This is a genomic window from Streptomyces zinciresistens K42, from assembly GCF_000225525.1.
Taxonomy (GTDB): domain Bacteria; phylum Actinomycetota; class Actinomycetes; order Streptomycetales; family Streptomycetaceae; genus Streptomyces; species Streptomyces zinciresistens.
In genome coordinates, this window is the sequence record NZ_AGBF01000018.1 from 1 (window position 1) to 26,871 (window position 26,871).

Consider the following 26,871-nt stretch of genomic DNA (forward strand, 5'->3'; position numbering starts at 1 on the left):
GCCGCCCGCCCCTGCCCCGCCGCCGGCCCCGGCGGTCTTTCCGTGGAACGAACTGTCGTACGACCTCGCCGGCGACGGCACCCGGCCCGAGATGCGGCTCGCCGGGAGCAGCTGGGTGTGGCAGCGCTACGGCGTCTCGATCTCCGGGGAGCGGTACGCGCGCGGGGTGAGCGTGCGCGGCCGTTCCTCCGTCACGATCGACCTCAACCGCGCGTGCGACTCCTACGACGCCCTGGTCGGTGTCGACGACAAGAACCTGGGCCTCGGTGGCTTCTCCTTCTCGGTCTACGCGGACGGCGTCCGTCTGTGGCGGTCCGGCGCGGTGCGGGCTGGCGATCCCGCGGTGCCCGTCCGCGTGAACCTGGCCGGGCGCACGACCGTACGGCTGGTCGTCGAGCCGCTGCGCACGTTCGACGCCCTGCTGCTGGCGGACTGGGCGGACTCCCGGTTCAGGTGCGCGTGACCGCCCGGCGCCCGGCCCGCTGAGCGCCGGGCGGACGGCCGCCTGGGCGAACGGCCGCCTGGGCCGCGCGCCTTCACCGTGTAACCCGGATCACACCCGTCGAGCGCATCGAAGTGCGCCGCCCAGTGTCTTCTCCTAGGTGCAGGGGCCGGTGGCGACAGGGGACGGTGTGCGTGGAGCAGAGTCGGGCCGAGGGGTTCGACGGGTTCGTGGCAGCTCGCTGGTCGGCGTTGTTCCACCTGTCCCGTCTGCTCGTGGGTGGGGATCGGCACCGGGCCGAGGACCTGCTCCAGGAGGCCATGGTCAAGCTCTGGTTCGTCTGGCCCCGGATCGCGGAGGAGGCGCCGGAGGCGTACGTACGGAAAGTGCTCGTGCGGGCGGCGGCCCGGTCGGCGCGGCGGCGCTGGTGGGGTGAGCGCCCGGTCGAGCAGTTGCCGGACCTGCCGGAGGCGGGGGACGTGTCGGCCGCCGTGGTCGAGCGCTCGCGGCTGGAGGCCGCGCTGGCCCAACTGCCGCCGCGGCAGCGGGCCGCGGTGGTGCTGCGTTACTACCAGGACCTGTCGGAGACGCAGGTGGCGGGGGTGCTGGGGTGCCCGGTGGGCACGGCCCGCTCCCATGCCTCGCGTGGCGTGGCACGGCTGCGCCGCATCCTGTCCGACGTCATCGAGCCGGTGGGGTGAAGGAGCTGATGGACCACTTCGAGCGGGAGTTGGCGCGGATGATGCGCGACGCCCGGGAGTACACCCCCTTCGAGACCGGGGACCAGGCACGGCTGCGGGCCGGGGTGCGGGCCCACCGCCGCCTCCGCGTGGTGCGCCGGGCCGCCGGGTCCGTCCTGGCGGTCGCCGGGATCGGCGTCGGCATCGGCTTCCTCGTGCTCCCCCACGACCAGGGCGAGAACCGCCCGCAGGCCCCGGTGCCGCGCCCCGCGACCGGGCCGGTGTCGCCCGGCCCCACCCCGGCACCCGGCCTCCCCTCCCCCACCGGTACGGCCACCGCGCCGCCCACCGGGACCGCCGAAGCCCCCTCGGCCCCCGCCACCAGCACCTCGGGTGCGGCGGGCGACGCCGACCCGGTGACCACCGATCCGACCGCGACCGAGTCCGGGACCGAGTCCGGGACGGAGACCGCGACGCCACCGCCGCCGGACAAGAGCACCACCGCGCCCCCGCCGCCGCCCACGTCACCGACCGGTGCGCCCTCCAGGAGCCCGTCGGCCCCGTATTCGGAGGGCCCGGGGTAGCCGGGGAGCCGGCCCGCCCCTCCGGCCCGCCCCACCCTTCCGGCCCGCACTCCCCGGAGCCCCGCCCCACCCTTCCGCCCCGCCCTTCCGCCCCGCACTCCCAGGAGCCGCGCCCCTCGCACCGCGCACGCCCCCCCGGACCGCGCCCCCGCGCTCCCGTTCACCACCCCTGAGTCATCTCCCCCGCGACAGGCCGTACGGCCGTGGCACCACCGGCGCCTTCGCACTGCCCTGCCGTGCCCTGCCCTGCGCCAAGAACCCGAACCTGGACGGACCGTGACAGAACTGATGGACCACCTGCCGCTGCGGACGCCGCTCCCGGCGCATCAGCGCGAGCCCGTCCTGGACGTGGTCGTTCCGGTGCACAACGAGGAGAAGGACCTGGAGCGCAGCGTGCGGCGGCTGCACGCGCATCTGCGCGAGACGTTCCCGTACCCGTTCCGGATCACCGTCGCGGACAACGCCAGTACGGACGCCACCCCGGCGATAGCCGCCCGGCTGGCGGCCGAGCTGCCGGAGACCGCGTGGCTGCGGCTGGCGGAGAAGGGGCGCGGCCGGGCGCTGCACACCGCGTGGTCCGCGTCGCGCGCGCCGGTGCTCGCCTACCTGGACGTGGACCTCTCGACGGACCTCGCGGCACTGCTGCCGCTGGTCGCCCCGCTGATCTCCGGGCACTCCGACATCGCGATCGGCACCCGGCTGGCGCGCGGTGCGCGGGTGGTGCGCGGCCCGCGCCGGGAGGTCATCTCCCGTTGCTACAACGTCCTGTTGCGCTCCACGCTCGCGGTGGGCTTCAGCGACGCGCAGTGCGGGTTCAAGGCGGTGCGGCGCGACGTCGCCGAACGGCTGCTGCCGCTGGTGCGGGACTCCGGGTGGTTCTTCGACACCGAGCTGCTGGTGATCGCCGAGCGGGCCGGGCTGCGCATCCACGAGGTGCCGGTCGACTGGGTCGACGACCCCGACAGCCGGGTCGACATCCTGGCCACGGCACTGGCCGATCTGCGCGGCATCGCCCGGATCGGCGCGGCGCTGGCCCGCGGCACCCTCCCCACGGCCGGGCTGCGCCGCGGCGAGGAGCGGCGGTCCGGCGCGCTGGCGGGCCAGTTGCTGCGCTTCGGCGCGGTGGGCGCCGTCAGCACCCTCGGCTATGTGCTGCTGTACGCGCTGCTGCGTCCCGCCACGGGGGCGCAGACCGCCAACGCCGTCGCGCTGCTGGTGTGCGCCCTGGCCAACACGGCCGCGAACCGGCGGCTGACGTTCGGGCTGCGCGGCCGGGGCGGTGCCCTGCGCCACCAGGCCAAGGGGCTGCTGGTCTTCCTGGTCGGCCTCGCCCTGACCAGCGGGGCGCTCGCCGTGCTGCACCGGCTGGCCCCCGGCTCGGCCCGGTCCGCGGAGATCGCGGTGCTGGTCGCCGCCAACCTGGCCGCGACCCTGGTGCGCTTCCTGCTGCTGCGGGCCTGGGTGTTCCCCCCGGCCCGGCGCGGGACGGGATCGCCGGGCGCATGAGCGACACCCTGAACCCGGTCGAACGCCCCCGCGCCGCCGACCTCGTACGCACCGGGCGCGCCCGGTCCGCCGACCTGCTGCGCGGCGTGTGGCGCCGGGTCCGGCCCCACCTGCCGGTGCTGCTCGTGTACGGCGTGCTGAAGCTCATCGGCTTCGCCGTCTTCATGTACCTGCTCGACTCCACCGGGGACTTCCGCAGGAAGCACCCCCGCTTCGGCGGCGGCGCGCAGCCCTGGGACGTCCTCGCCACCTGGGACGGCTGGTGGTACCAGCAGATCGCCGCCAACGGCTACGACCCCGCGCTCGTCCCGATACCCGGCGCCACCGGCATGATCACCCTGGAGGGGAACTCGGCGGCGTTCTTCCCGCTCTACCCGGCCACGATGCGGCTGGTGTCCGACGTCACGGGACTCGGCCTCTACGGCTCCGGCCTGCTGGTGTCCGTCGTCGCCTCGTTCGCCGCCGCGCTCGGCGTCCACGCGGTCGCCGCCCGTTTCGGCGGGCCGCGCGCCGGGCTCGCGGCGGCCGGGCTGTGGGCCGTGTGGCCGGGCTCGGGCACCGAGTGGTCGGGGTACTCGGAGTCGCTGTACGTCGCCCTCGCCGTGTGGGCCTGCCACGCCGTGATGAACGACCGCTGGCTCACCGCGGGCGTCCTCACCTTCACCGCGGGCCTGAGCCGCCCCACCTCCGTCGCGCTGATCGCCGCGCTCACGGTGGCCGCCCTGCGGCGGCTGCACCGCCGCGACGACGACGTGGGCCGCCCGCTGACCGCGATCCTCGTCGCACCGCTCGGGCTGGCCGGCTATCTGCTCTACGTCGGCGAGCGCATGGGGGACCTCACCGGCTACTTCAAGCTCCAGAAGGGCGCCTGGGCACGCTCGTTCGACTTCGGAGCGCAGACGCTGGACGTCTTCACGTCCGTCGCGGTGGGCCGCACCGACTACCTCTTCCCGTTCCCCGTGGAGGACTTCATCGGGGTGCTGGTCGTCCTGCTCGGTCTGCTGCTGATCCCGCTGCTGATCCGGCTGCGCCCGCCGTCGGTGCTGATCGTGTACACCCTGTGCACCTTCGTGCTGGTCCTGGGCAGCCAGCAGATCTTCGGCAACGTCTCGCGCTATCTGCTGCCGGCCTTCCCGCTGTTCCTGCCGCTCGCCGTACGGCTGCGCACCCTGGGCATGCCGCTCCTGTGCGGCCTGCTCGCCGTGGTGGCCGCCGCCTCGGGCTCGTACGCGGGCTACGTGCTCTTCGAACTGGGCGTGCCGTGACGGGCGGTGGGCGGACGGGCGGTGGGCAGGCGGGCGGTGGGCAGGCGCGGTGGGCTGCGGGCGCGGGCTACCGTCCCGCCGCGCCCGCCCCCAGTGCCCCCCGCTGGGGGCGGATGCCCTCCGGTACGGCGCGGGCGCGGGCCGGGGTCCCGGTCCAGCAGGTGCCCCGGCGGGCCAGGAGGCGGTGCAGCCACAGCTCCAGGGAGACCAGGTCGGCGAGGCCGTCCAGGGGCAGCGGCTCACCCTCGGCCGCCGCGCGCAGCGCCTTGCGCACGACCCGTGCCTCGACCAGCCCGGCCTGGGCGAGCAGGGGGGTGCCGAACAGCGCCATCAGGGAGTCCGCGGCGACCCGCAGGCCGGTGCGCGAGGCCACCTCCGCCGACGCCCGGGAGGTGGCGCCCCAGCCGGGCGGGAGGTCGGCCACTCCGGCGCCCTCCAGGACCGTGCGCAGGATGTCGGCGCGGGCGCCGGGCTGGACGCGCAGGGCCTCCGGGAGGGCGCGGCAGGCGCGGACGACCTGGTTGTCGAGGAACGGGCTGTGCAGACGCTGGAAGCGGACCTCGGCGGCCTGTTCGAGGACGCGCGCATCGGCCGCGTGACGGGCCAGGGCGGCCCGCGCGCGATGGTCGCCGGGGCGCTGTCCGGGCCCGATGCCGTTGCGGTCGGCCGCCGCTTGGAGACGAACCGATACTTCAGCCAGCGCCTCACCCGTCAGCCAGCGCGCGGCGGGCCCGGGTCCGGCCCAGGTGAGCGCGGCGAGTGACGCCCCGACGGCGCCCCTGGGCTCCTCGAAGCGGCGGTGCAGCAGCCGGTCGGCCAGGGACTCCAGGCCGGCGCGGTAGGGGGTGCGGGCGAGCTTGCGCGCCGCGCCGTACACGCGCGCGGGGACCAGCACCGAGCCGTCGGCCTTCGCGAGGGCCGCGACGGGGCGCACCAGATGGCGGCGCCTGCGGTCCATCAGGAGGTCGGCGAGGCGGGCCGGGTGGGCGTCGAGGACCTGGCGGGCGCCGTGTCCGGTGAAGTGGTCGGCGCTGCCCGCGGCCAGGCGTGCGCGGTGCCGCGCGGCGCTGACCAGGCTCGGTCCCGGTTCGTCGGTGAGCGGGCCGTCCAGGTCGGCGTACGGCAGGGTGTCCTCGTCGCCCGGGACGACCACGTGGTGCAGGCGCGGGTTGGCCGCCAGCGTGCCCGCCCGCTGCACCTCGTCCTCGCGGCCGGCGACGGTCAGGTCGTTGAAGGTCACCGCCAGCAGGCGCTCGCCCGCGCCCGTGCCGTGGCCCAGGACCGTGCCCGGCATGCCCGGCAGCCCCGCGGCCAGCAGCGCCAGGGTGCCCGACGCGGGTCCCCCGGACAGGTCGGCGCCGATGCCCGGGACCGGCGTCCCGCGCGCGGCGCGCCGTTCGGCCGGGCCCATGCCCGGGACCGGTCCCGGGTCTATGTCGGCGCCGGGCACGTGGCGGGGCGCGGACAGCCGGGCGCGGACGGCCTCCACCAGCGCGTCCCGTACGGCGTCCACCGCGCTGTGCGGATCGGCCGGGGGCGCGGCGACGGCCAGCGAGGCGACCGGGTCGTAGCCGGCGATCTCGCGGGACCCGGCGCGCAGGATCAGCGCGTGCCCCGGGGGGATCCGGCGCACGCCGTCGTACGGCGTGGAGTCGTGCAGGGCGGCCGGGACGTCGGGGGCGGCGAGCAGGGCGGCCAGGTGGCCGAAGTCGAGGTTGGCCTCGATGAGGTCGGCGAGGGGGAGCGCGGCGGTCGCGTAGGCGGTGCCGCCCGCCCACGGGGTGTGGAACACCGGCCGCGCGCCCGCGAGATCGCCGCACACCGTGACCCTGCGGCCGGCCTGGACGACCGCCGTGTAACTGCCGGGCCAGGCCGTCAGATGCCGAAGTGCTCCCCCGCGCGCGGCGAACAGGCCGAGCCGCAGCTGCTCGTCGCTCGCGCCGCACGTGCCGAGGACCGCGATCCGGTTCTGCGCGTCGGCCTTGATCACGCGCACCTCGTCAGGGCGCCAGTCCCCGACCGCCCAGAGCGGATCGGGGTCGCCCCACAGGAGCTGGGAGCCCACCGGGTGGACGGTCTCGCCGTCGCTCCCGGTCGCCCCCGCGGAGCCGAACCCGGCGGCCACCGCGGTGGTGCTGCTCCATCCCACCAACCACCGCATGGACGCCTCCACAGGCTGTGGACAACCAGTGCCACCGTACGAACCGGTCACCATGCTGCCATGAAGGCCGCGCGCCGGAGCAGCGGCGTAGCCGCTCGGGATACGGGAACGCGCCGGTGTCCGCGCCCCCCGTGCCGGATCGGGTGCGGCCCCAACAGCCTTGCGGTGCACCGGAGACCGCAGGCGTGCGGACCTCGGCGGGGGCCGTCCGGGTGGAAGATCCCCCGACGTCCGCGACGTGAATGCGCCCCCGATACGCTCCCCAAAAACGCCCTTCGCGCCCTCAACTGCCATGGTGGGAGCGGAATTCACCCATTCGAGGCAGGGGCTGTTTTCAGCCAAATCGGTGGCATGGGGACAGGCTGGCGCGGCCTCCGTGCGCCCTCGGCGCCTACGCGCCGTGCTCACCGCGCGCGCAGTCCGGGGAACGGAGTGCGCCCCCCGGACCGTTCCGTCGCCCGCGGGGATGTAGGCGGCGGAATCCCCCAGCCCACTGGATCCAGTACAGCGGGCCGACCCACGCGTCACCCATGGAACCGCTCCCCCGCCGGCCGGAGAAGAGCGCACGGACGGGCGCACGGCCACACGGCCGGGGCACGCCACAACTGTGCGTACTGGGTGCGCACTTGCGTACGGACCACAATCCCGCCATCCGGAAGAATGCCCCTTAACGCTTGGGATGCGGCGAACTACGCTGGGTTTTACGAATGCCGGGTGGTTATGCCAGCACGGCAGCCGTCTGTGTCGAGGGGTGGCGCATGTCCAGGGAGCAACGCGGGCCGAACGAGAAACTCGGCGCCGTTCTCGCCCTCGCGGGAATCAGCAACGCAGGACTCGCACGGCGCGTCAACGACCTTGGCGCCCAGCGGGGCCTGACTCTTCGCTACGACAAGACGTCGGTGGCGCGCTGGGTGTCGAAGGGCATGGTGCCGCAGGGCGCCGCGCCGCACCTCATCGCGGCCGCGATCGGCCAGAAGCTCGGCCGCCCGGTGCCGCTCCACGAGATCGGCCTGGCGGACGCGGACCCCGCACCCGAAGTGGGCCTCGCCTTCCCCCGGGACGTCGGACAGGCGGTGCGGTCGGCGACGGAGCTCTACCGTCTCGACCTCGCCGGCCGCCGGGCCGGCTCCGGCGGCATCTGGCAGTCGCTGGCCGGCTCCTTCGCCGTGAGCGCCTACGCGACGCCCGCGTCCCGGTGGCTGATCACACCGGCCGACAGCTCGGTCGCGCGCGAGGTGAGCCCGGCGGAGAGCTCGGGGGCGCCGCTCAAGGTCGGCCACAGCGATGTGCAGAAGCTGCGCGAGGCCGCCGAGGACGCCCGGCGCTGGGACTCCAAGTACGGCGGCGGCGACTGGCGTTCGTCCATGGTGCCGGAGTGCTTACGGGTCGAGGCGGCGCCGCTGCTGCTCGGCTCCTACTCCGACGAGGTGGGCCGCGCCCTGTTCGGTGCCAGCGCCGAACTGACCCGCCTCGCCGGGTGGATGGCGTTCGACACCGGGCAGCAGGAGGCCGCGCAGCGGTACTACATCCAGGCCCTGCGCCTGGCCCGCGCCGCCGCCGACGTGCCGCTCGGCGGCTACGTGCTGGCGTCGATGTCGCTCCAGGCGACCTACCGGGGCTTCGGCGACGAGGGCGTCGATCTCGCCCAGGCCGCCGCGGAGCGCAACCGGGGGCTCGCCACGGCCCGCACCATGAGCTTCTTCCGCCTGATCGAGGCACGCGCGCACGCGCGCGCCGGTGACGCGCAGGCGGCCGGCGCCGCCCTGAAGTCGGCGGAGGGCTGGCTGGAGCGCTCACGGGAGGGCGACAACGACCCGTCCTGGCTGGGCTTCTACTCCTACGACCGCTTCGCCGCCGACGCCGCCGAGTGCTACCGGGACCTGAAGGCGCCGCGCCAGGTCCGGCGGTTCACGGAGCAGGCCCTGTCGAGGCCGACGGAGGAGTTCGTGCGCTCGCACGGGCTGCGGCTGGTCGTCTCGGCGGTCGCCGAGCTGGAGTCGGGCAACCTCGACGCCGCCTGCGAGCAGGGCGTACGGGCCGTGGAGGTGGCGGGGCGGATATCGTCCGCGCGCACCACGGAGTACGTGAGGGACCTGCTGCACCGCCTGGAGCCCTACGGCGACGAGCCGCGCGTGGTCGAGCTGCGGGAGCGGGCGAGGCCGCTGCTGATGATGGCGCCCGCCTGACAGCGGGGATGTGAGCCCGCCCCGGCGCGAGCGGGGCGCCTCCCGGGCCGGCCGTGCCGTCCCCGGCGGCGATCGTGCCCGGCGCGGCGGTGGTGCCCCGCTCGCCGCCGCACCCGCCGGCGTCACCCGTCCGGCCGAACCGGCCCGCGCCCGCCGCGGGGGAGCCGCGGCCCCGGGCCGGGCGCACCTTCCGGGTTTGGCCGCGCTGTCAGTGGCGCAGTGCATTATCGACAGCGGGAGGTGGGGCAGGTGCGTGCGATCGCTTACGACAGTGACGTGCTCGTGATCGGCGCGGGGATCGTCGGGCTGGCCACGGCGTACGCGATCACGCGGGCCGCGCCCGGCACCCGGGTGACCGTGCTGGAGAAGGAGGCGGCCCCGGCCCGTCACCAGACGGGGCGCAACAGCGGGGTCGTGCACAGCGGCATCTACTACCGGCCGGGCTCGCTCAAGGCGCGCTACGCGGTGCGGGGAGCCGCCGAGATGGTGAAGTTCTGCGCCGAGTACGGCATCGCGCACGCCGTCACCGGCAAGCTGATCGTCGCCACCGGCCGCGAGGAGCTGCCGAGGCTGCACGCCCTGGTCCAGCGCGGCCGGGAGAACGGCATCCCGGTCCGCGAGCTGGGCGCCGCGCAGATCGCGGAGTACGAACCCGAGGTGCGCGGCCTGGCCGCCATACACGTCGGGACGACGGGCGTGTGCGACTTCACCGGCGTCGCCCGGCAGCTGGCGGAGTCCTCCGGGGCCGAGCTGCGCTACGGGGCACGGGTCGAGCGCGTCGACCGCCGGACCGGCCTGGGCGTCGCGGTGCGGACCGCGCGCGGGGACGTCGTCCGCGGCCGGGTGCTGGTGAACTGCGCCGGGCTCTACTGCGACGAGATCGCCCGGATGACCGGCGACGAGCCGGAGGTGCGGATCGTCCCGTTCCGGGGCGAGTACTACACGCTGGCCCGGCCCGAGCTGGTGCGGGGCCTGGTGTATCCGGTGCCCGACCCGGCGTTCCCGTTCCTCGGGGTGCACCTCACACGCGGGATCGACGGCGGCGTCCACATCGGCCCCAACGCCGTGCCGGCCCTGGCCCGCGAGGGATACGGCTGGGGCGTCGTACGGCCCCGGGAGGTCGGTGCGGTCCTCGCCTGGCCCGGAACCTGGCGCATGGCCCGCCGGCACTGGCTCTACGGCGCCGGGGAGCTGCGCCGGTCGGTGTCCAGAGCGGCGTTCACGAGCGCGGTGCGCAGACTCCTGCCCGCCGTGACGTCCGGCGACCTGGTGCCCGCCGAGGCCGGGGTCCGGGCACAGGCCGTGCTTCGGGACGGCGGGCTGGTGGACGACTTCCTGATCCGCGAGGGACCACGGGCGGTGCACGTGCTGAACGCGCCCAGCCCCGCGGCGACGGCGTCCCTGCCGATCGGCCGCGAGGTGGCCAGACGGGCCCTGGCGGTACTGGCGGCGGCTTGAGCCGGCACGGACGGGCGGCGGCACCGGGGGCGGCACGAGGCGGACGCCGCGAGGCGGACGGGCGGCGCCAGGCGGACGCCGCGAGGCGGCCGAGACGCAGGACGCGAGGCCGCGCAAGGCGGCCGGGGCAAGGCGACACAAGGCGGGCGGGCGGCACCGGGCAAGGCACAGCAGGCGGGCGGGGCGAGGCGGGGCGATCCGCTCCGCGGAGGCGTACCCCCGGCCGCACGTAAAATCGGTCCCACTGTGTCTGAATCCCTCAACGCCCCCGAAGCCCCCCGGCCCGGCGCGCACGCTGCGTCCGAGTCCGTCGGCGAGCCGGTCCACCACGTCCCCGGACTGTCCGTGCGGCACACCCGCGCCAAGGGCGAGCCCCGGTTCCCCGACGGCCCCCGGGCCGACCCCGCCGGGTCGCACTTCGAGCGGCGCATCCGCAGCTTCCAGCCGCGGCGCAGCAGGGTGACGGCCGGGCAGGCGGACGCGTTGCAGCGGCTGTGGCCCGCGTGGGGGCTCGACATCGACGGGCAGCGGGTCGTCGACCTGGGCGAGCTGTTCGGGAACGACAACCCGGTCGTGCTGGAGATCGGGTTCGGGATGGGGGAGGCCACCGCGCGGATGGCGGCGGACGACCCCGGCACCGACATCCTCGCCGTCGACGTGCACACCCCCGGCCAGGGGAACCTCCTCGCCCTGGCCGACCACCACGGCCTGGCCAACGTCCGGGTGGCCAACGGCGACGCCGTCATCCTGCTGCGCGAGATGCTCACCCCGGACGCGCTCGACGGCCTGCGCGTGTACTTCCCCGACCCCTGGCCGAAGAAGCGCCACCACAAGCGGCGGCTGATCCAGCCCGAGTTCCTGGACCTGGCGGCGACCCGGCTGAAGCCCGGCGCCCTGGTGCACTGCGCCACCGACTGGGAACCGTACGCCGAACAGATGCTCGACGTGCTGACCGCTCACCCCGCGTTCGAGAACACCCGGGCCGACGGCGGTTTCTCGCCCCGGCCCGGGTTCCGCCCGCTCACCCGTTTCGAGGGCCAGGGACTGGAAAAGGGTCATGTGGTGAACGACCTGCTCTTCCGCCGCGCGCAGCGGTAGGGGCGGCCGCCGTGCGCCCCGGTCGCCGTCGCGGCGGCGAGCGGACCGGCAGCGGTCCCACCGGCGCCCGAGCCCTCGTGCCGCTGCGGGCGGCGCCCCCGTCTCGTTAGGGTCGATGCCGTGGCCACCTGTCCCCCGCGTCCGGCGCATCCGGCGCAGCCCCCCGTCCCGTCCGGTGGGCCGTTGCGGCACGCGCACTGGTGGCAGCGGCGCTGGGTGCGCCACGCCGCCCTGAGCACCCTGCTCGTGCTCTGCGGCCTGGTCATCCTCGCCATGGTGCGCGAACAGACCGGCCCCGAGGGCTTCCTGGTCGGACTCGGCCTCGCCGTCCTGCCCGTGCCGCTGCTCGTGGCCGTCTTCCGCTGGCTGGACCGGGTCGAGCCCTGCCCGTGGCGCACCATGGTGTTCTCCTTCGCCTGGGGGGCCTGCGCGGCGGCGCTCATAGCGATCGTCGCCAACAGCTTCGCGACCCGCTGGATAGCGACGGCGACCGCCGATCCGTCCCGCGCGGACACCCTGGGCGCGACCGTCATAGCGCCCGTCGTGGAGGAGAGCGCCAAGGGCGCGGCCGTCGTCCTCATCCTCCTCTTCCGCCGCCGGGACTTCACCGGCGTCCTCGACGGCGTGGTGATGGCGGGCGTCACCGGCGCCGGCTTCGCCTTCACCGAGAACATCCTCTACCTCGGCACCGCGTTCGGCACCGACCAGCTCACCGGCGGCAGCGGCCTCGCCTCCGTGACCGCGGCGACGTTCTTCGTCCGCGTCGTCATGTCCCCTTTCGCGCACCCGCTCTTCACGGTCTTCACCGGCATCGGACTCGGCGTCGCCGCGCAGTCCGGCGAGCGCCGGCGCGCGCGCCGTGTCCTGCTCCCGCTGCTCGGGCTGCTGCTCGCCATGGGCATGCACGCCCTGTGGAACGGCTCGTCGAACTTCGGCGAGTTCGGCTTCTTCGCCGTGTACGCGGCCTTCATGGTGCCCGCGTTCGGCCTGCTGACCTGGCTGGCGATCTGGACCCGGCAGCGCGAGCTGAGGACCGTGCGCGAGGAGCTGGCCGCCTATGTCGCCGCCGACTGGCTGTCGCCCGCCGAGCCGTTCGCGCTGGGCTCGATGCGCGACCGGCGCACGGCACGGCGGTTCGCGCGGCGGCACGGGGGACGGGCGGCGGCCCGGACGGTCGCGCGGTACGAGGCGTACGCCACGTCGCTGGCGCTCCTGCGGCACGGCGGGCGCCGCGGGCGGGCGCGCGCGGACTTCGTCGAGCGGGAGCGGGAGTTGCTGCACGCGCTGTGGCGGCGCCGGGAGACGGCGCGCCCGGCCCTGGAGCACGCGGTGGCCGTCCGGGCGTGGCCGGGCCCCTGGTACGGCACGCCGGTGCCCGGCCACCCGCAGCCCCGCCTCCAGGTCCACGGACCGCTGAACGGGCCGGGACGGGAGCCGGGACACGAGCCGCCGGACGGGCCGGGAGGCGGCCGGGGGGCGCCGTACCCGGCGTACCGCCCCTACCGGTCCTGAGCGCCCGCCCGGCCCGCGCACGACACAGGCCGGGAGACGCCGAGACCGGCGGCCCCGACGTCGGGGGACGCCGCCGGGACCGCCGGTGAGCGGGGCAGGGCACACGAAAACGCCGGGGTCCCTTCGGGGCCCCGGCGTTTTCGGTGGATCAGGGGTTGACGCCGCGTGCGCGCAGCCAGGCCATCGGGTCGACGGCGGTGGACCCGCCTCCCGGGTAGACCTCCATGTGGGTGTGCGAGCCGGTCACGTTGCCCGTGGCACCGATGCGTCCGATGACCTCGCCGGTGGTGACCTTCTGGCCCACGCTGACGCTGATCGAGGACTGGTGCGCGAACAGCAGCTCGGTGCCGTCCGGGAGGGTCAGCACGGTCTTGTAGCCGTAGGAGCCGTCCCAGCCGGCGAAGGTGACGGTGCCGGTTCCGACCGCCTTGAGCGGGGTACCCGTGGGTGCCGCGAAGTCGAGACCGGTGTGGCTGCCGGAGGACCAGTAGGGGCCGGACTCACCGAAGGTGGAGGTGATGGTGTACGAGGACGTCGGCACCGTGAACTGCTTGGCCAGCTTGGCGAGGCGCTCGGCCTCGGCCTTCGCGCGGGCCTTCTCCTCGGCGGCCTCCTTCTCGGCCTTCGCCTTGGCCTTGGCGTCCTTCTCCGCCTTGGCGACCGCTTCGGCGGCGGCCTTCTCGGCGGCGGCGGCGGCGTCGGCGGCGGCCTTGGCGTCGAGCTGGTCCTGCTGGAGCTCGGCCTGCGCCATGATCCGGTTGCGCAGCGCCTCACCGGCGTCGCCCTGCGCGGCCTCCTGGGTGGTCGCGCCCATGGTGCTGAGCGCGGTCCCGTCGTCCCCGGCGGAAGAGTCGTCGCCGGAGAACGGCAGGTCCGGCATCGTGATGGCGACCGGAGCCTTGCCGCTCTGGGCGGTCGCGATGCCGCCCGCGCCGACGGCGGCTATGACACCGACGCCGAGAACGGTGGAGCTGCGGGCGAGCCCCCCGCCGCGCTGCTTGGCCACGCGGTGCTTGCCCCGGGGGGGGCGCACGGTCTCCGCGGTGGGGTTCCACTCCTCGAAGGGGCCCTCGTCGGGGCCGAGGCGGTCGTATCCGAAGGTGTCCGTGCTGCGCTGGCCGGGCACGAACTGGGTCTGCGTAGCAGGCCGGTTGGACGCCACGTGGGCGTACTCCTTTCCTTCCTTCTCGCCTACCGGGTTAGCTGACGGGTTCGGAGCAGGAAGGTCTCCTACGCGCGTATACCATCCGTGAGTTCACGGTGGCATCCGCGCGATTCACCCCAGGGTGGTGGTTCCCCGGCTCCCTTGCGGGACTCGGCGCGTGCGCACGGAGCCGCCTCTTGTGACGGCTGGGACGACCGCGCTGCGTTATCGAACGTTAATAGACGCAGGGGTCGGATTCCAAGTTGTTCCTCTTGATCATTAACAATTTTCGGCGGGACTTACTGGACATGAGTCGCCTAATTCGGGCGAGTTGACCAAGACACAGGTTTGACACAGCTGTTGACGGTGCATCAGGCGCTATGCGGAAAGCTCCGACTCATTCACCCTCGGTGACAACGATCATCGGGCGGCGTACGGCGACGAGCGCCATGTCGTCCGCCATGCCGCCCGCGGAGTGCCGGCGCACCTCGTCCGCGAGCACCCCGAGCAGGGAGTCCGGATCGCACAGCGCGTGGGCGCGGCCCCCCAGCCCGGCCTCAGGGTCGTAGAACCGCCCGTGCGCGTCACGCGCCTCGGAGAGTCCGTCGGTGTAGAGCAGCAGGGTCGCGCCGGGCGGGAAGCCGGCCTCGTCGGCCCGGTCCGGCCAGGCGCCGATGTCGCCCATGCCGAGCGGCAGCGCGGGCTCGGACGCGGGCAGCGGGCGCACCGACCCGTCGGCGTACAGCATCAGGGGGGCGGGGTGCCCGCGGTTGACGAGCCGCACGGCGCCCCCGCCGTGCGGGAGCTCGGCGAGGACGGCCGTGGTGAACCCCTCCTGCACATCGGCCTCGGCCGCCCCCCGCCGGGTGCGGGTGCGGGCCAGGGCGCGCTCCAGCCGCTGCGCCACCGCCTCCAGGGTGCTCTCCTGCTCGGCGGCCTCCCGGAACGTCCCGATGACGACGGCGACCGCGCCGACCGCGCCCATGCCCTTGCCGCGCACGTCCCCCACGATCAGCCGCACCCCGTGCGGACTGTCCTGCACGGCGTACAGGTCGCCGCCGATCGAGGCGCCCTCCTGGGCCGCCTCGTAGCGCGCCGCGATCCGGAAGCCGCCGATCCGCTCGGAGGGCGGGGGCAGCACGGCGCGCTGGGCGGCCTCGGCGATCTGGCGGGCCGAGGCGAGCCGTTCGTCGCTGCGCCGGACCAGCAGGTTGATGAGGACGGCGAGGACGCTGACGACGACCATCGTCACCAGCTCGGTGACCGCCTCCGCCCTGCCGAGTCCGTTGCGCAGGACCCGCAGGACGAGCAGGACGCCCACCGCCACGAGGCCCGTGCACACGGTGCCGCGCAGGGACCACAGCGGGGCGGCGACCAGCGGCGCCGCGGTGAGGAAGGGGGAGCCGGTGAAGTGCAGGGGTGTGGCGAGGTCGTAGACCGCCCCGGCCGCGATCAGCAGGGCGGGCAGCGCCCGCCCGAGCCGACGCGTCCATGAGATCCGCCCTTCCTCCACCTGACCAGGGTTGCCGAAGGAGCGGCGGCGGGCGAACGCTGGCGTCCGACCGGGGAAAACACCCAGGGCCGGAACTGAGTCAGTTCCGGCCCTGGGTCTTCAGTAGCGGGGACAGGATTTGAACCTGCGACCTCTGGGTTATGAGCCCAGCGAGCTACCGAGCTGCTCCACCCCGCGTCGATGAGTCCATAGTACGCCATCCGCGGGGTCCGAAGCACACCCGCCTCCCCGGCCCCCTGTAGGTTCCGGGTCTGCGTTAGCAGTGTCGGTCGATCTCTAGCAGTCGACTAGCAATCTTCCGGGTCGCGTTAGCAGCACCTGCGGTCGGTGGCGGTCAGTCCCGGGGACTTCTCGAACATCCGGCTTCTTGGCCCTGGTCGGCTTCCTACGGTCAGCTCATGGTCACCAAGCGTACAAGCGTGAGGGCTGGCAGTCAGGAGTCTGCGACGGCTTCGATCCGGTACGGGGACGACTCGATACGCAGCGTGGAGTTCAGCCAGCTGCGCCGGGGCAGTTTCGGCGGGTCCGTGCCGTGGCGGCAGGTCAGGTCGGCGAAGGGTCACAAGCATCATCCCGGGGAGTACGCGTCGGCGACGACGCGTGGGCTGGTGGTCTATGAGAGCCGTCTGGAGCTGGCTCGGCTGCTGCTGGCGGACTTCGACCCGCAGGTGGTCGGGATTTTTGCCCAGCCGTGCCGTCTGCGGGCGCGGGTGGGTGGGCGGTGGCGGCTGCACGTGCCGGACTTCCTGCTGGTGCTGGGGGACGGCAACGTGCGGGTGGTCAACGTGAAGCCGGCCGACCGCCTTCTTGATCCGGAGATCGCGGAGGCTCTGGCCTGGCCCGGGGACCTGGTGGAGGGCCACGGCTGGCAGTACGAGATCTGGTCGGGGGCGGATCCGGTGCTGCTGGCCAACGTGCGGTTCCTGGCCGCCTACCGGCGGGCCGGGCTTGTGCCGGACGAGGACATCGCGCAGGCCTGGGAGGTGGTGCAGGACGGGGATCCCCTCACGGTCGCCGAACGGCGCCTGGCGGCTGGCCGGCCGGTCGAGGACGTGCGGCCCGCCGTCCTCGCGCTGGTGTGGTCGGGGCGGCTCTCGGTCGATCTGAGCCGCCCGATCGACGGTGACTCGGTGCTGCGGAGGGCGGCATGAGCAACTGGACGGTTCCGTTGCGGGCGGGACTCGCCCTGAGTTTCCAGGGTGAGCCGTTCACGGTGTCCGAGGTGCGAGGCCGAGAGGTCCTGCTCCAGCAGTCCGGGCCCGGCGGGGTGCGGTGGAGGTTGGTCGACGTGGCCGGCCTGCTGGCGGACCCGACGACCCAGCTGCTGGGCGAGTTGCCGGACGAGGAGGAGTCCACGGCCGTCGCTCTGGGGCTGCTCGACCAGGCCGAGGAGGGCGAGGTCACCCAGCGCTTCCAGCACGTGCAGGAAGTCCTCTGCGGCTACCGGCTGGGCTCGCCGGAGTTGGCGCAGGAGGGCGAGCCGCGGCCGGAGTACGCTCCGGGCGTCCCGCTGATGCACCGCTACCTGGCCAAGGCCCGCGAGTTGGGGGTCGGCGAGAGCACCGTCCGGCTGTGGGTCAAGCAGGTGAAGAAGTCCGGTCCGGCGGGCCTGGTCCGCGCGAGCAAGCTGCGACGGAACGCGCAGGACAGGGTGGATCACCGCTGGCTGGAGAGCGCCCGGACGGTCCTGGACAGCTACACGAACGCCAGCCGGCCGGTCCGCGGGCTGATCCTCTTGGAGATCGAGGAGCGTGTCGCGGCCGAGCACGGCCGGGGCACGGTGAAGATACCCGCCCAGTCGACCGGTTACGAGGTGCTGCGTGAGCTGGACGCGGGGACGAACGCGTTCACGGGCAGCACCAAGGGGAAGCGGTCGATCGCGAACCGTCCGCAGACCGTCTACGGCCGCCTGCGGGCGACCCGGCCGGGTGAGTACGTGCTGCTGGACACCACCCGGCTGGACGTGTTCGCGATGGAGCCGGTGACCTGCCGCTGGGTGCAGTGCGAGCTGACGGTGGCGATGGATCTCTACAGCCGGTGCATCACCGGGCTGCGGCTCACCCCGGTGTCAACGAAGGCCGTGGACGTCGCCGCGGTGCTCTTCGAGACGGTACGGACGCGCCCAGAGCTGTTGCCGGGAAGGAACCTGCCCCGCCTTGGCGTCCCGTCCACGGTGGTCGTCCCTGCGGACAAACTGGTCGACGCGGAGGGCAGGCCGCTGCTTCCGTCGGTCGCAGCCGAGACGGTGGTCTACGACCACGGGAAGATCTACCTGTCCAACCACGTCCGCAGCGTCTGCGCCCGGTTCGAGATCTCGCTGCAGCCGGCCCGGCCGATGACGCCGACGGACAAAGCCCCCATCGAGCGCTGGTTCAAGACCTTGAACCAGGGCCTGCTGGCGGCTCTGCCGGGCTACAAAGGCCCTGATGTCCACAGCCGCGGCCAGTCGGTGGAGGACTTCGCGTTCTTCTTCGTCGACGAGCTGGAGATGATCATCCGGGAGTGGATTGATCTGACCTACCACCGGCGCCGCCACAGGGGTCTGGTGATCCCGGAGGTCCCGGGTCTGAAGCTGAGCCCGCTGGACATGTTCGACCACGGTGTCGCCCGGGCGGGCAACCTGCGGATCCCGGCACGGCCGAACTTCGCCCTGCCCGCAGGCCAGACCTCGCAGATGCCGACATCCGGAAACGGGCGGACAAGATCCCGACAGCCCTGTGGCCTTCCTGGACTCTCCGGCTTCTCCCCAACACCCCCATCGACCCGCGAACCGTCGACGGCTTCAGGCGAGGCTGCCGCAGCAAGCTGCTGCTTGCCGGCGCCAAGTCACAGCACCACCCTTGGGCCCAGCCCTCCAACCGGTTGATCATCAAGATGGCCTTCCGACGCGTGATCGCCTCGCCCGAGCACGAGACCGCCATCGCCAGCTGCCTCACCCAGCTCGCCAGTCACCTCGACGATGAAGGCTCCCCGATCGACTACGGCAGACGACGCCACTTGTTCACGTCTGAGAGCATCACGCTCAACCTCGACGAGTACACGCAGCTCTGCCGCCAGCAAGGCTGGGCCCGCGGTGGGACAGGGCGAATCCACATGCTCAGGTGGATGCTCCTGAGTTTCCTCCTCGGCACCCACGCGGACCTCCCTCCGAAGACCATCCACGCCCGTGACCAGTTCCGCTACCAGGTCCCGCCGCTGATGCGCGCGTTCCTGCAGGAACAGGCGGCCACAAACCTCGCTGCCCACCGGATCGACGAACCCGTGCTCTGGGAGCCCCCCACCGCATGGTGCGACTGGACCGACTGGCCCGGGGCTACCCCCGAACAGATCGCCGACAGCGACTTCGATACCTTGATCGCCGACCGGACCCCGGCCGAGGAGACGGCCGCCGCCCTCGGACTGACTACAGAGCACATCCGGCTCTACTGCGACGCCACCGGCACCACCCAACCGCCGCCCCCTCCCACGACTCCCGGCCTCGGCCGGCGCCGGCCTCGACGCGGGATGCTCGACCCGGGCTTCCTCCGCACCACTCACTCCAGCGGAACCCTCAACCAGAGCCTGATCGCCCGCAGTGCCGACTGCAGCCTCTCAACCGTCCAAAACGCCCTGGAAGAAGCCGGGATCCCCGCCACACCACGCCCCGAACCGCTCAGCCTTCGCATCACCCGCGAGGAACTCGAACAGGCCTACCTGCACCGACGCCTCAGCATCCCCGACATCGCCGAACAGTTCGGTCTCGACAGGCACCGCCTCAACCTGCTGGCCAAGAAGTGGGGCATCGAGATCCGCCCGAACAGCACCACCAGCAACCCGTTCGCGCTCCTGCCGGACGCACCGGCCCTGTCCGAGCCGATGGCGGCCATCAGCAACGTCCGCAACTGTGTCGAACGCCTCAGACGCCTGGTCCGACTGCCCGGCCAACGAAACCTCTGCGCGGCCGCCAGGAGCCTCGGAACGCTACCGGCGACGCTCACGCATCAGCTCCATGCCCTAGAGAAGGCCGCAGGCGTTCAGCTGATCGAACGGACCAGCCCCCTCGCAGCCACTCACGCGGGCACTGCTCTCATCCATGAAGCAGAGCACCTCCTCAGCCTCCTGGACGCAGCGACGCCATCATCCAGACCGGCACCGAGTCCTACCACCTCGCCTACACCAAAAGCCCAGGCCGAACGGGTTGACGCGAGCTGACGCAACGTTCAGAACACGTTGATCGCAGCTGGTGCCCGCTCCGCACGCGTCAGGGCACGCAGCAGGGCCGCTTGGCCATGACGCCGGACGGCAAGCCCGGTCAGCAGCGCAACCACGGCATCGAGGGCCGCACCCGGCAGATCCGGCGCACTGAGACCCACACTGACCGCGAGGTCATCCATATGCACAGTGAGCTCGACCATCCGGGTCACGAGGAAGTCGTCGAGACTCAGCGCCCACCCTGTTTGCGGCATGAACACCACCCAGTCGCCATGCACCTCCTCAAGGTCGGTTCGCTGCTGGTCGAGCGCGGCATTGACGCGCTCGACCAGCAGCCGCACGCCTTCGGACGAGATACCTTCACCCTTCGCTCGAATTCCAGAGCTGATCTCGCCGTCGAGCGGCGCGTCGATCCACACGGCCCGCGCGTAGTGCTCCAGCACAGGAATGGGTTCCTGCTCAGAGGCGGGTGCTTCCAGTGCCGGATCCACGCTGAAAATCTGATAGGCGAGGTGGCCGGCCAGACCGCCGACCGTCCACTGCGCCAACGCGCTGGTTTTCTTCCACGAGGCGGCCACTTCTGGCGCGTCCAGCAGGGCTACGGCCTGCGCGGCGGTCTCCAAGTAGGCGTTCTTCAGACTCACAAGACCCCCATGATCCGTCCTGAATCCCAACCCTACGCAGTGCCGCTGAGGTAGGAAGCGAGATGTCACACGACCACCCACGCAGCGCGGTCGTTTCTAACTGACCGATTCGGAATAAGGCTGTTACGGCCGACGCAGTGGTGGGGAGCACACGACGCGAAATCCCACGTCGTCGATCCGGAAGGTCGGGTGACTGCGCCGCCGCACCGACGCCCGGCAGCTCCAGTGCGCATCGGCCCATCCACCACCACGGAGCACCCGATAGGCCCCATACACCTCGGCGTCGTAGACGTCCCAGCACCAGTCCCACACGTTGCCCAACATGTCGTACAGGCCCCATGGGTTGGGCTGCTTGTCGCCGACAGAGTGGATCCGCCCATCGGAATTGTCCTGGTACCAGGCGACCTCGTCGAGCTGTCCGTACCGCGGGCCAGTAGTGCCCGCACGGCAGGCGTGCTCCCATTCGGCCTCGGTCGGCAACCGGTACCCGTCTGCGGAGGTGTCCCACTCGGCCGTCTCGGCATCGACGCACAGGCGATACGCGGGCGTCAGCCCATCCCGTTGGGACAAAGCGTTACAGAACTGGACCGCGTCCCACCACGAAACACTCTCAACCGGCAGCCGCTCACCCCGGGCGCTACTCGGCCATCGGCCCGTGACTCGTGCGTACCAGGACTGCGTGACCGGGAACGCCGACATCTGAAACGGCGCGACCTCGACCGGCCAGCTGCTCTGCGTCCGCCGGTCCGACAGCGTCACCCGTCCCGACGGGACCGCAACCATCTCGTTTCCTGCCCCCGCGTCCACAACGGGCCACCCTACCGGCGTCTGCCCACCGCTACCGATCTTTCCGATCGGCGGTGCACGGCAACGCCCCCAAGAAGCGGGGCCGGTTCTCCGGCTCCTTGCACCGGACCTCAGTCCTACGGTCCGTCCCAGTGGACGACAATTGCTAAAGATCAGCCGATCGGCCCGCTGCTAGCGCAACATGGAATCCGGAGTCTCAGCAGGACTCGCTGCTAACGGAGCGGCTCAACCTACAGCCCCCGCCCTCACCAGGGATGTCACCGGGCCCGGCGCAGGTTCTCGGGGCACCCGGCGCCGGTTCTCGGGGCACCCGGCCCCGGTTCTCGGGGCTCCGGGTGTGCGTTCGACGCCCCGCCGTCAGGGCAGCAGGTGCGCGTTCGGCGCCTTGGCCCGGTCCTCGTACTCGGGCAGGACGAGGACCTCCACGCCCTCACGGGCCAGTACGCCGCTGCCGTCGGCCCCCGTCACGAAGGTGTCCGGCTCCCGCCAGGCCGTCACCACCCGGCGCACCCCCGCGTCGAGGATCAGCCGCGCGCAGGGCGCGGGCCGGGAGGCGCGGCGGGTGCAGGGCTCCAGGCTGCTGTACACGGTCGCGGCGGCGAGCCGCGGGTCACCGGGCGCGATCTTCGCCAGCGCCGCCTCCTCCGCGTGCACCACGGGGTCGCCGCCCTCCCGGGAGTGGCCGCGGGCCAGTTCGGTGCCGTCGGCGGCCACCACCACCGCGCCGACGCTGAAGGCGGTGCCCGAGGGCGGGCACCGCTCGGCCAGCTCGCACGCCAGCGCCAGCCAGTGCCGGTCCGCGGCGGCGGGGAGCGGGCCGGTGCCGGGGGCCGTGGGCTCGTAGCGCATCAGCACCACGTCCTCGATCCGCCGGGTCTCGACCAGCCGCAGCCGGCCGTCCTGGTAGCCGCCCGGACCGAACAGCCGCGGTGCCGTCGGATCGCCCACGAACAGCGGGGCCAGCACGAGCTGGATCTCGTCCGCCAGCCCCTGCCGCAGCAGTTGCGTGTGGACGGTGCCGCCGCCCTCGACCATCAGCCGCCCGACGCCGCGCACCCGTGCCAGATGCGCGAGCAGGGCCCGCCAGTCCAGTTCGGGTCCGAGCGCGACGACGTCCGCCGCGACCGGTGTCCGCCGCAGCCGGCGGGCCCCCTCGTCGGTGGTGTAGACGATCTTCTCGCCGCCGGTGTGCCAGAAGCCGGCCGCCGGGTCCAGCTCGCCGGAGGCGCTGACGGTCACCTTCAGCGGGTACGCGGGCCGCCCGGACGCCACCCGCGCCGCCCGCCGCTCGGCCGAGTTGACCAGCAGCCGGGGGTTGTCCGCGCGGATGGTGCCGGCGCCGACCAGGATGGCGTCCGCGGACGCGCGCACCTCGTCGACCCGGTCGAAGTCGGCGGGCCCGGACAGCAGCAGGCGCTCGGGGGTGGTGTCGTCGAGGTAGCCGTCCAGGGAGACGGCGGCGGACAGCAGGACGTAGGGGTACGACGGCATCGGCGCGCTCTCCGGCTCGGCACTCTCGATCTTGGTTCAAGTTTGAAACAAACCTACACTGGTGGCATGACGACTCGCTGGCTCACCCCCGAGGAGCAGCGCGCCTGGCGCGCGTACATCGCGGCCGCCTCGCTCGTGGAGGACGCGCTGGACCGGCAGCTCCAGCAGGAGGCCGGCATGCCGCATCTGTATTACTCCATCCTGGCCACCCTGTCCGAGGCCCCGGAGCGCCGGCTGCGCATGACCGACCTCGCGGAACGGCTGAAAATCACCCGCAGCAGGCTGACGTACGGCGTCACCCGGCTGGAGAAGGACGGCCTGGTGCGGCGCGAGGACTGCCGCTGGGACCGGCGGGGCAGCGTCGCGGCGCTCACCGACGAGGGATACCGGGTGCTGGAGCGGGCGGCCCCCGGCCATGTGGAGACCGTGCGGTCGCTGCTCTTCGACCGGCTGAACCCGGAGCAGGTCCGCCAGCTCGAGGAGATCTTCACGGCGATCGGCGCGGGCTTCCAGGGCGAGGGCCCGCACGCCACCGCCGAGGACGTGCCCTGGCGGCGGCGCTCCGGCAAGCCCTGTCCGTGACACACGCCACAGCGACGCAGCACTGATCACTTCCCCGTCCCCATTGCTTCAAATTTAAAGCAGAGGGTAGGGTTCCGGCCGAGGCTCTGCTTCAAATCTGAAGCAGACGCGCCGAACGGACCACGGAGAACCCGCATGCCCGACTTCACCGCCGCCACCCAGCGCGCCCGTGTCCGGGTCCCGCTGCGCTTCCAGGACGGCTATCGCGCCGACGCCGAGCTGGTCACCTTCCACGGACTCGCCGACGGCCTGGAGCACATCGCCGTCGTGCTCGGCGAGCCCGCCCCCGGCACCGCCCCGCTGGTCCGGCTGCACTCCGAGTGCCTGACCGGGGACGTCTTCGGCTCGGCCCGCTGCGACTGCGGCCCCCAGCTGCGCGAGGCCGTCGAGCGCATCGCCGAACGCGGCGGGGTGCTGCTCTACCTGCGCCAGGAGGGCCGCGGCATCGGCCTCTACAACAAGCTCGACGCCTACGCCCTCCAGGACGAGGGCCTCGACACCTACGCCGCCAACGCCGCCCTCGGCCTCCCCGAGGACGCCCGCGACTACACCGCCGCCGCGCAGATGCTCACCGCCCTCGGCATCGGCGAACTGGAACTGCTCTCCAACAACCCCGACAAGGCCGACCAGTTGCGCACCCTCGGCCTCGACGTCCGCGACCGCGTCCCGACCGGCGTCTTCGCCACCCCGGACAACGTCCGCTACCTGCGCGCGAAGGTCCTCCAGACCCAGCACACCCTCCCCCTGGGCGCCCTGGCGGACTTGACGGCGGGATGATCGCCTCGGCCCGCCCCGGGCTCTCCAACAGGCTTGAGCCGGGCGGCTGTTCCCCACCGCGACCGCGTCAGTGCAGGACGGCACCCGCACTGGCCACGGCCGTGTACGCGGCCTCGGCCCGCCGGGGTCCGGCGGTCCCGGCGGGGGCGTAGGCCAGGAACTCCCGCGTGGGACCGGTGAAGGTGACCGCGCCGCCGGTGAGGACGGTGACGTGGTCGGCTTCCTCGGCAAGGTCGGCGACGTCGTGCGTGGACATCAGCACCCGGACCTCACCGGTGGCGAGCGTGCGGATCAGATCACGGAAGACCCGCCGCTGGGTGGGGTCCATGCCCGCGGTGGGCTCGTCGAGGAGCAGGACATCGGCGTCGTGCACGAGTGCGGAGGCGACGCCGACCCGGCGCAGCTGACCGCCGGAGAGCTGCGCGGTCCTCACCTGCGCCCGGTCCCGCAGCTGTACGCGGTCGAGAGCGGCCTCGGCCGCGTCCCACGCGTCCGCGCGGCTCATGCCCTTGAGCCAGCCGGTGTAGGCGACCTGCTCGCGCGCGGTGAGCCCGGTCATGGCGGTGATGTTCTGCGGCATCCACGCGACACGGGTGAGGAACCCGCGGTCGCGGGAGGTGTGGGGGCCCAGCCGCACGGCTCCGGTGGCGGGCTGGTTCAGACCGCACGCGAGCTTGAGCAGGGTGGACTTTCCGGCCCCGTTCGGGCCGAGGAGCACGGTGAAGCCCTCGGGGACCGTGTACGACAGCGCGTCGAGGATGCGCGGCTTCCTCCGTCCGTACGAGAACGACACCGAATCCAGTTCGACAGACACAGCGGGTGGACCTTTCACAGGGTGCGGGGACGGGCGAGGGCGAGCGCGGCGAGACCGGCGGCGAAGCACAGCAGCGCCTCGACGAGGGCCGGCACTGCGGCAGCGGGGTGTTCGAGGACGGACCAGAAGCGAGGACGGCGGTAGGCGTCGCTGCCGGCGAACACGGACAGGAACACCCAGCCGACCGGGACACCGGCCGCGGCCTGCGGGACGAACCGGTGGGCGAGGAGCATCAGGCCGGTGAGGAAGGCGACGTTGCGGCCCACGGCTCGGGCGGCGTCGTCCCCGGTCAGTGCCCCCACGGCCAGTCCGGCGAGCACGGTGAACCCCACCGTCGCCAGGACGAGCACTACGTCGTAGCGCGGCACGGGCCGCCGGGAGAGCACCTCCGCCGCGTCCAGGCGCTGGCTGAGGCAGTGGTGGAGCGCGGCGACGACGATGACCGGAACAAAGGTGAGGAACCTGACCGTACTGCTTCCGCTGGCCAGTGCGGGCAGTGTCGCCGTCCAGTCGTACGCCAGCACCAGCACCACCGCGAAGGCCGCGCACAGGGGCAGCAGCACCGCGGGGATGCGCCGGGCCTTGAACCACCAGATCATGGCGCCGGCCTCCCGGTGGCCAGACGGCACGCCTTCGCCAGTTCGCGGCCGTACCACTCCTTCTGCTCGTCCCGCCGAAGACGCTCGGCGCTCTCCGCGCGCTCCTTCACCTTCGCCAGGACCTCGTCGCCGTTCTCAAGTTCCTGGTACTGGCTCTCGCGCCACTTGAGGAAGGGCTCCTGCACCCCGGCCCTGCGGGCCACCCACAGCTTCGCGGCGTCGGCGTTGACGATGTACGCGGGTTCCTTCGCCGCGCCGAACGAGTCGGGCAGCCTGCACGGGAACCGCACGGCCATCATGGCCGCCGAGTAGCGGACGTAGACGGTGCGGCCGTCGTTGCGGTCGACCTGCCGGGTCAGCGGGAGCCACCACTCCCGGTCGCTGGACCGGCCACCGGGCCGCCCCTCCGTGTCGCGGACGCTCCGCGGCATCGCGACCTCCACACCCGCCTCGCGCAGGCCGGTGAGGGTGGCCACCAGACTGGAGCGCACCTGGGGCAGCCGGTCGGCGGCTCCCGCGTACGACGCCATGCACACCGTGGGCAGCCGACCAGTACAGGTCTCGGGCGCGTGCCCGGCGGTCGCCGGCGGATCGATCGACCAGGCGTTGGCGGCACCCGCCGAAACCGTGGCGAGGAGGACCGCCAGGGCCGCGGCCACGGTCCGCAGGGCGTACCGGACGAACGGCGCCGGACCGCGTATCCACCAGACGGCGATCGCCGCCGCGATGCCGCCGCAGAACAGCACCGGCATCAGCAGCGCCTCGCCCTTGAGGTAGGCGCCGAAGTCCAGGTACCAGCGCTGGGTGAGGACGTTTCCGGGCCAGGCCGGTTCCGCGTAGGTGACGGTGAACGCCACCAGGTACCAACCGCCGGCCGCGAGCAGCGGCGCGGCGATCGCTCGCGGTACTCGCAGGCCGATCGCGAATCCGGCGACCGTGAACGAGCAGACCAGCGCGATGCCCACGGCGACCGGGAGGAGGGCCCTGGGGTCGAGCGCCGGACGGAACTCGACCAGCGCCATCGCGGTGGGGACGACCAGCATCAGGGACGCGGCCGCGACCGTGGGCGCGAGGACGCCCGCGGCGATCCGGTATCGGGACCTGGCCGGGGCCAGGTCCCAGACGCCGTCCTTCCGGATGCGTCCGGCCTCCCACGCCCCCAGCGCGGCGGCCAGGGCGTAGGCGAAGGCGTAGAAGTGCTCGGTCGCGTCCAGGACGACGGACGCCGCCCAGTGGAGCTCCGCGCGCGGACGGCTGAACGTGCCCGTGACCGAGTGGAGGGCCCAGGCGTAGTAGAAGAGGACGATGCCGAGCCACAGCGGCGCTGTCCACAGCGCGCTGGAGGACAGCAGGCGGGTCCGAAGTCTCAAGGCGGTACTCGTCTTCCGTATACGGGGCGGACCAGGAAGCGCCCGAC

The 26,871-nt window shown here is 73.1% G+C and carries 23 protein-coding genes, 1 tRNA gene and 1 riboswitch; of the genes, 14 read left to right on the plus strand and 10 right to left on the minus strand.

The window, feature by feature from the left end:
- The 5 genes from SZN_RS08715 to SZN_RS08735 all read left to right on the plus strand — a co-directional run.
- Positions 1 to 463, plus strand: a 463-nt coding sequence (locus SZN_RS08715) for an NPCBM/NEW2 domain-containing protein (protein WP_007493413.1), incomplete at its 5' end; no start/stop codon positions are given.
- A gap of 173 nt (positions 464 to 636) precedes the next feature.
- Positions 637 to 1,143 (plus strand): SigE family RNA polymerase sigma factor, encoded by a 507-nt coding sequence (locus SZN_RS08720; protein WP_007493416.1) that lies wholly within the window; start codon positions 637 to 639, stop codon positions 1,141 to 1,143.
- 8 nt (positions 1,144 to 1,151) lie between these two features.
- Positions 1,152 to 1,706: a hypothetical protein gene (locus tag SZN_RS40390; protein WP_007493417.1), complete on the plus strand. Its 555-nt coding sequence runs from the start codon at positions 1,152 to 1,154 to the stop codon at positions 1,704 to 1,706.
- 288 nt (positions 1,707 to 1,994) lie between these two features.
- Positions 1,995 to 3,212 carry a bifunctional glycosyltransferase family 2/GtrA family protein gene (locus SZN_RS08730; RefSeq protein WP_007493419.1) on the plus strand — a complete coding sequence of 406 codons (1,218 nt, stop codon included), beginning with the start codon at positions 1,995 to 1,997 and terminating at the stop codon, positions 3,210 to 3,212.
- Positions 3,209 to 4,477, plus strand: a complete 1,269-nt coding sequence (locus tag SZN_RS08735) for a hypothetical protein (RefSeq protein ID WP_007493421.1) — start codon at positions 3,209 to 3,211, stop codon at positions 4,475 to 4,477. The genes SZN_RS08730 and SZN_RS08735 overlap by 4 nt, the downstream gene beginning before the upstream one ends.
- A 67-nt stretch (positions 4,478 to 4,544) precedes the next feature.
- Here SZN_RS08735 and SZN_RS08740 read toward each other — a convergent pair whose 3' ends face one another.
- Positions 4,545 to 6,638, minus strand: coding sequence for an asparagine synthase-related protein (locus SZN_RS08740; protein ID WP_007493423.1), 2,094 nt, complete (start codon positions 6,636 to 6,638; stop codon positions 4,545 to 4,547).
- Between the two features lie 758 nt (positions 6,639 to 7,396).
- Between SZN_RS08740 and SZN_RS08745 the strand changes: the two genes are divergently transcribed.
- The 4 genes from SZN_RS08745 (at position 7,397) to SZN_RS08760 (ending at position 12,892) form a co-directional block, all read left to right on the plus strand.
- Positions 7,397 to 8,824, plus strand: coding sequence for an NsdA family TPR-like regulatory protein (locus tag SZN_RS08745; protein ID WP_007493426.1), 1,428 nt, complete (start codon positions 7,397 to 7,399; stop codon positions 8,822 to 8,824).
- A 249-nt stretch (positions 8,825 to 9,073) separates the two neighbouring features.
- The gene (gene lhgO / locus SZN_RS08750; protein ID WP_007493427.1) at positions 9,074 to 10,282 is read left to right on the plus strand and encodes an L-2-hydroxyglutarate oxidase; all 1,209 of its coding nucleotides are present in this window, start codon (positions 9,074 to 9,076) and stop codon (positions 10,280 to 10,282) included.
- Positions 10,283 to 10,528: 246 nt separating this feature from the next.
- Positions 10,529 to 11,380, plus strand: coding sequence for a tRNA (guanosine(46)-N7)-methyltransferase TrmB (trmB, locus tag SZN_RS08755; RefSeq protein WP_007493430.1), 852 nt, complete (start codon positions 10,529 to 10,531; stop codon positions 11,378 to 11,380).
- 120 nt (positions 11,381 to 11,500) lie between these two features.
- The gene (locus SZN_RS08760) at positions 11,501 to 12,892 is read left to right on the plus strand and encodes a PrsW family intramembrane metalloprotease (RefSeq protein WP_078508505.1); all 1,392 of its coding nucleotides are present in this window, start codon (positions 11,501 to 11,503) and stop codon (positions 12,890 to 12,892) included.
- A 148-nt stretch (positions 12,893 to 13,040) separates the two neighbouring features.
- Here SZN_RS08760 and SZN_RS08765 read toward each other — a convergent pair whose 3' ends face one another.
- The 3 genes from SZN_RS08765 to SZN_RS08775 form a co-directional block, all read right to left on the minus strand.
- Complete coding sequence (locus SZN_RS08765; protein WP_007493434.1) at positions 13,041 to 14,054, minus strand: M23 family metallopeptidase; 1,014 nt, start codon at positions 14,052 to 14,054, stop codon at positions 13,041 to 13,043.
- 11 nt (positions 14,055 to 14,065) lie between these two features.
- Positions 14,066 to 14,223, minus strand: a riboswitch (cyclic di-AMP (ydaO/yuaA leader).
- 210 nt (positions 14,224 to 14,433) lie between these two features.
- Positions 14,434 to 15,549, minus strand: a complete 1,116-nt coding sequence (locus SZN_RS08770; protein ID WP_007493436.1) for a PP2C family protein-serine/threonine phosphatase — start codon at positions 15,547 to 15,549, stop codon at positions 14,434 to 14,436.
- A 103-nt stretch (positions 15,550 to 15,652) separates the two neighbouring features.
- Positions 15,653 to 15,726: transfer RNA gene (locus tag SZN_RS08775), tRNA-Met, on the minus strand.
- A 221-nt stretch (positions 15,727 to 15,947) separates the two neighbouring features.
- On the opposite strand from SZN_RS08775, the gene SZN_RS08780 reads away from it, so the two are divergent.
- Genes SZN_RS08780 through SZN_RS08790 form a run of 3 tightly spaced genes read left to right on the plus strand, consistent with a single transcriptional unit; the run spans position 15,948 to position 19,740 of the window.
- Positions 15,948 to 16,700, plus strand: coding sequence for a TnsA-like heteromeric transposase endonuclease subunit (locus SZN_RS08780; RefSeq protein ID WP_063741742.1), 753 nt, complete (start codon positions 15,948 to 15,950; stop codon positions 16,698 to 16,700).
- Entirely contained in the window at positions 16,697 to 18,415 is a 1,719-nt protein-coding gene (locus tag SZN_RS08785) for a DDE-type integrase/transposase/recombinase (protein ID WP_007493441.1), read from the plus strand. Before SZN_RS08780 ends, SZN_RS08785 begins: the two co-directional genes overlap by 4 nt.
- A complete protein-coding gene (locus tag SZN_RS08790) occupies positions 18,412 to 19,740 on the plus strand; it encodes a LysR family transcriptional regulator (protein ID WP_139063539.1) in 1,329 nt (442 codons plus the stop codon). The genes SZN_RS08785 and SZN_RS08790 overlap by 4 nt, the downstream gene beginning before the upstream one ends.
- Positions 19,741 to 19,748: 8 nt before the next feature.
- Here SZN_RS08790 and SZN_RS08795 read toward each other — a convergent pair whose 3' ends face one another.
- The 3 genes from SZN_RS08795 to SZN_RS08805 form a co-directional block, all read right to left on the minus strand.
- The gene (locus tag SZN_RS08795; RefSeq protein WP_007493445.1) at positions 19,749 to 20,384 is read right to left on the minus strand and encodes a maleylpyruvate isomerase N-terminal domain-containing protein; all 636 of its coding nucleotides are present in this window, start codon (positions 20,382 to 20,384) and stop codon (positions 19,749 to 19,751) included.
- 123 nt (positions 20,385 to 20,507) lie between these two features.
- Positions 20,508 to 21,167 (minus strand): formylglycine-generating enzyme family protein, encoded by a 660-nt coding sequence (locus SZN_RS08800; protein ID WP_007493447.1) that lies wholly within the window; start codon positions 21,165 to 21,167, stop codon positions 20,508 to 20,510.
- 381 nt (positions 21,168 to 21,548) lie between these two features.
- Positions 21,549 to 22,682, minus strand: a complete 1,134-nt coding sequence (locus tag SZN_RS08805; RefSeq protein ID WP_007493448.1) for a dihydrofolate reductase family protein — start codon at positions 22,680 to 22,682, stop codon at positions 21,549 to 21,551.
- Between the two features lie 66 nt (positions 22,683 to 22,748).
- Between SZN_RS08805 and SZN_RS08810 the strand changes: the two genes are divergently transcribed.
- Together SZN_RS08810 and SZN_RS08815 are read left to right on the plus strand one after the other, a co-directional pair.
- Positions 22,749 to 23,264, plus strand: coding sequence for a MarR family winged helix-turn-helix transcriptional regulator (locus tag SZN_RS08810; protein WP_007493450.1), 516 nt, complete (start codon positions 22,749 to 22,751; stop codon positions 23,262 to 23,264).
- Between the two features lie 135 nt (positions 23,265 to 23,399).
- Positions 23,400 to 24,041 (plus strand): GTP cyclohydrolase II, encoded by a 642-nt coding sequence (locus tag SZN_RS08815; protein WP_007493452.1) that lies wholly within the window; start codon positions 23,400 to 23,402, stop codon positions 24,039 to 24,041.
- 67 nt (positions 24,042 to 24,108) lie between these two features.
- On the opposite strand, the gene SZN_RS08820 is transcribed toward SZN_RS08815, so the two are convergent.
- The 3 genes from SZN_RS08820 to SZN_RS08830 are packed head-to-tail and all read right to left on the minus strand — an operon-like array spanning position 24,109 to position 26,824.
- Positions 24,109 to 24,855 carry an ABC transporter ATP-binding protein gene (locus SZN_RS08820; RefSeq protein WP_007493454.1) on the minus strand — a complete coding sequence of 249 codons (747 nt, stop codon included), beginning with the start codon at positions 24,853 to 24,855 and terminating at the stop codon, positions 24,109 to 24,111.
- A gap of 14 nt (positions 24,856 to 24,869) precedes the next feature.
- The gene (locus tag SZN_RS08825; RefSeq protein ID WP_007493456.1) at positions 24,870 to 25,454 is read right to left on the minus strand and encodes a hypothetical protein; all 585 of its coding nucleotides are present in this window, start codon (positions 25,452 to 25,454) and stop codon (positions 24,870 to 24,872) included.
- Entirely contained in the window at positions 25,451 to 26,824 is a 1,374-nt protein-coding gene (locus SZN_RS08830) for a hypothetical protein (RefSeq protein ID WP_007493458.1), read from the minus strand. Before SZN_RS08830 ends, SZN_RS08825 begins: the two co-directional genes overlap by 4 nt.
- Positions 26,825 to 26,871 lie beyond the last annotated feature (47 nt).